Here is a 4,049-nt window from a genome sequence, read left to right on the forward strand (position 1 = left end):
CCTAACCGTAAAAATGGCTCTAGCACTAAAATGGTTAAGTCATCCGTTGGCACTTTTGAACTCGATACGCCAAGAGATCGCGCTGGTTCGTTTGAGCCTCTACTTGTTAAAAAAAATCAAACTGCACTTATTTTTTTTGAGGCGTAACAAGCACAGGAAACCTTCCAGCTAATGATATGTATATTATTATATAATCCTTACTAAGTGATGAAGTGATTTCTCTATGACTATTTTTTATTTCTATATCATTATTTATTAATTCAGATATATATGGGAAATCGTAATTCGATAACTTACTTTTACTAAGTTTTCTTAGGCTTTGCAAAGCAATATCTAGAGCATCTAAACCAGCCCCATCCTGTTGAACACCATACTTATTTAAAAGATAGAGAAATGATTTATAGGCCCCCATTTCAATAGATTTCATTAAAGGAGTATAACCTATCAAATCCCTACTAACAAAAGAAACACCGGCTTCTTCAAAATAAGTAATAAGGCTAGGATTATCTTTATATATCACCAAGACATTTATATGCTCAGGAGGAATCACGCCTTTACCTAAAATTACATCATAAATATCGACTGGAGAATCATGTGAAAGCAGTAAAAAGTAAAGAGATTTTAAAAAAACATCGTTATATTTAATTTTACTATTTCTCAGTGCCATCTCAACTTTAACCCACCTCTTATCTTTAATTAAACTCTCTAGATTAACAAAAACCTCATCATCATGAAGATCATATTCTTTACCGTTTTTTTTCATAGCACCAGCTTTTTCTCTTAGCTTTGCTATCATATATTTCTTTACCGCCATTTTTTCTTTTAAGGTGTCGTCTTTATTGATAATTGACATGGGGGATGAATTGGAACTTTCAGCTTTAATATCAATATATTCAACCCACTCATCTTCTCTTTTATATTTTAAAATTTTCTTTTCTTCAGCATATTCCAGATTAAACAGCTTACCAATTTGACCTAACATACTTTTTTTATGAAAATTAAAGCATCTCCCACCTTCTTTTACATTGTTTTTTATTATTAGCAACGAAATTAGCTCCCTTAAAAAGCCATTTATTTCTTTTTTATTTTCTTGATCAAGCCCTGAGTATGACTTGTTTTTAAAATAAATCAGTTTAATGTCTTTATTATACTTTTTTATAAAATTATAAGTTACCTTGCTGTTGTAATTTTGAGTAACAAGTAATGGAGTGAATATTTTTAAAAATTCTTTCTCTCGTAAACTTGAATAGTTCCTAACAGCATAGTCTAGTGCGGTATAAAAAATAGGATCAGGTGTTGCGTTATAATATTTACTCATCAACTCTTTAGCTAGTTCTAGCTTTTTGTTTTTTAATGCTAACGTCAAAAATGATTGGTAACTAGCATTCAAATAGAATTTACTGTTAAAATCGTATACGCTACTTTTTATAACATCGATAACCAGTTTCTTATTATCTATTTTTTTAATAGCTTCTATAATATCTGGCAATGTAGGGACAACTCCCACATTGATCAATGACTCTATTGCTTCTTCCGACTTTCTGTTCCCACTTTTTATTACTACCCCAACCAGAGAATAAACACTCCCTTCTTTTCTAAAAGATGAATCTATATTTATAGTTCCGGCATCTACATCTTTTGCAAGCGTTCCGTTTGATAAAGACTGATATATACTGCGCAATAAATTAAAATCTTCTTCCTTGCTATACTTATCACTCTTATTATGTATCTCCTCATTGAATACTATCTTCCTTACATAAAATGGATTAAGCCTTAGCTTTAATGATAAGAAGTCAACGGAAGTACTAAAGTTAGATCGTACTTGGTACTCAACCAACTCACTCTTTATCAGCTCCACATTTTCCATTGCTCTTTTCTGTAAAATTATATCCTTGCAATAGAAATCGTCGGTTGCTTTATCTTCTGATGCACTTGCATCTACATGCTCTAGCCGTTTACTAGCTTTAATATCCTCTTTAACTTCACTATTAAAAACAAATAGTGCTGAAATAAGTAATAGAATAGCTACAAAAGATAGAGCCTTAAAAAACATATTATTTCTCTTTCATATTTAATATTAAAGCATACAAATAATTAAACATTAGAAATTGGAAAACTACCGATTCCATTGTCACTTCTTCAACAAACACGCTTAACATGTAACCAAGCACTAAAAAAAATATCATTACTAAAATGGCTTTCACTTTTTCACTCATTATAACCTCCTGTGAAAATATGTTTATTTCAAATAATTAACTCTAACGATTCATCAATTGCAATTTTCAGCTTCTTCTAAAGCGTCATCCGTACATTCTCCTGGCGCGTTCTCCATGTCGTAAATTTTTGCCAACCAACAACCAGTAGCAGACAAGCCACCGATAACCACGCCTGTTAGAGGGGTGAAATAAACCCCCGTTACGCCGCCCGCGACAGTTGCTGTTATATAGCAAGCATCGGCTGCGTACCCAATCTCATCTTTTAGATCACTTACACAATCGTCAATACCTTCTAAAGCTTCCCGCTCACATCTTAGTACTTTTTGCCTTTCAATCTCTTCTTCAATTTCTTCAATCAGTTCCTCTAAATATTCCTCAAACTCTGATTCACCCCAATCATCATCCCAGTCTTCTTCAATTTCTTCACCTAGTACTTCGATTATCTCAATATCGTCATCTTCACCTTCTGCACAGTCATCATCTTCCTCATATTCGTTTGAATACGAACAAGCATTAGCTAGGCTTAGCTTAAACGTTAAGAACTCTGAATTATCATTTCTTATATGTACTTCAACCCCGAGAAAAAGCACAATAAAAAATATAAACTTTACTACTTTAGTCACGTTGCATTTCCTTGAATGTTAGTCGTTGCTCAATTTAAAAGGTGTGTGTTTTTATAACCAATGTAATTAGCAAGCTTATTTACACAATAGTGGCTATCTCTTTTTTATGCCTTATTTATATCTATTTTATACCTCTTCGTCGCCGCAACTAACACCACGAAAAATTGCAAATAATTATTAACTTATAAAACAAACAAATAGAAGCATTACGTTTGTTTAGATATTAGAGGTGCAATTATTAATGGAACTTATAGTTAAATGAGTTAGATTAACTTAACTTTGAGAAGCAACCAAAGAAACATGTGATTTTAGTAAGGACAATGAATTTGTAATTAAGAGCGCTAAAGAAGGGAAGGTAGCGCTCAACTGAGTTTATTTTCAAAAATCACATCACGCTGAATGAAGCGCGATGCACTTTCTTTCAGAGTCTCCACATTCAGCAACCCAACCTAACTCTCCAATAGACGTTTTTGGATATAGAATTTCGCCACCCTGAGGCAATACTTTGGTTAAAGTATCTTCTATATTCGCTGTGTTAAAATAAAGACGCGACCCACTTTTAGAAGGTGTGTAACTCTCCCCTTTTACCGAAGCACCTGTGCTCCCTTCTCCCTCATCAATTGCGCAGGTCAGTATATAGTGGAATATGTTCAGGGAGAATCTAAATCGAGTCAAAACAATGTGCACTAGAGGTTGGGTTTTGTTGAACAGTTAATCAATCAAAGGGGGCAGAGTCTGAACTATCCCCAGAAATAAATTTTAAAAATCATGATGGTAAATAAATGTGAGGGAACTTTCATAGCGTTTCGCGATCTGATCAATCGCCAAAAATCACACACCACTACACACTATGAAAGTAACCACCATTTTGAAGAAAGCACTCACTTTTGTCACCCCTAATATGCATACATACCGCAAGAATAGCCTTATAGCTGCTGTTGCACGTCTAACTTCAGGTGCTGCCGCCACGGTGACGACGATAGGAAGAGGCATTAACTGCAATGCTAAGGAAAAGCATAAGATAAAGCGAGCAGATAGATTACTATCAAACGCAAACCTTTCTCGTGAAAGTCTAGGTATTTACACCGAACTAGCTAAATATACTGTTGGGACTAGAAAGCGACCCATTATTTTAGTTGATTGGTCTGATTTAGATGAATATAAACGTCACTTCTTACTTCGAGCTTCTTTGCCATCACATAGTCGAAGT

The 4,049-nt window shown here is 34.0% G+C and carries 4 protein-coding genes and 2 pseudogenes; 2 read left to right on the plus strand and 4 right to left on the minus strand.

The window, feature by feature from the left end; translation table 11 throughout:
- A pseudogene (locus tag N482_RS24730) lies at positions 1-129 on the plus strand (transposase); the annotation flags it as partial.
- Here N482_RS24730 and N482_RS05395 read toward each other — a convergent pair.
- The 4 genes from N482_RS05395 to N482_RS24115 form a co-directional block, all read right to left on the minus strand.
- Positions 128-2,053: a hypothetical protein gene (locus N482_RS05395; RefSeq protein WP_063376094.1), complete on the minus strand. Its 1,926-nt coding sequence runs from the start codon at positions 2,051-2,053 to the stop codon at positions 128-130. The pseudogene N482_RS24730 and the gene N482_RS05395 sit on opposite strands and share 2 nt — an antisense overlap.
- Position 2,054: 1 nt before the next feature.
- Entirely contained in the window at positions 2,055-2,216 is a 162-nt protein-coding gene (locus tag N482_RS24735) for a hypothetical protein (RefSeq protein ID WP_155730503.1), read from the minus strand.
- Positions 2,217-2,269: 53 nt separating this feature from the next.
- Complete coding sequence (locus N482_RS05400) at positions 2,270-2,839, minus strand: hypothetical protein (protein WP_063376095.1); 570 nt, start codon at positions 2,837-2,839, stop codon at positions 2,270-2,272.
- A gap of 390 nt (positions 2,840-3,229) precedes the next feature.
- The gene (locus tag N482_RS24115) at positions 3,230-3,514 is read right to left on the minus strand and encodes a hypothetical protein (protein ID WP_196765310.1); all 285 of its coding nucleotides are present in this window, start codon (positions 3,512-3,514) and stop codon (positions 3,230-3,232) included.
- 193 nt (positions 3,515-3,707) lie between these two features.
- On the opposite strand from N482_RS24115, the pseudogene N482_RS24120 reads away from it, so the two are divergent.
- Positions 3,708-4,049 (plus strand): annotated as a pseudogene (locus N482_RS24120) (IS4 family transposase); the annotation flags it as partial.

The sequence above is a fragment of the Pseudoalteromonas luteoviolacea NCIMB 1942 genome, assembly GCF_001625595.1.
Taxonomy (GTDB): domain Bacteria; phylum Pseudomonadota; class Gammaproteobacteria; order Enterobacterales; family Alteromonadaceae; genus Pseudoalteromonas; species Pseudoalteromonas luteoviolacea_A.

What these genes read in the sequence shown, in the direction of transcription:
- N482_RS24735 (WP_155730503.1), bottom strand. Translation starts at nt 2,216, where the DNA reads ATGAGTGAAAAAGTGAAAGCCATTTTAGTAATGATATTTTTTTTAGTG.
- N482_RS05395 (WP_063376094.1), bottom strand. Translation starts at nt 2,053, where the DNA reads ATGTTTTTTAAGGCTCTATCTTTTGTAGCTATTCTATTACTTATTTCA.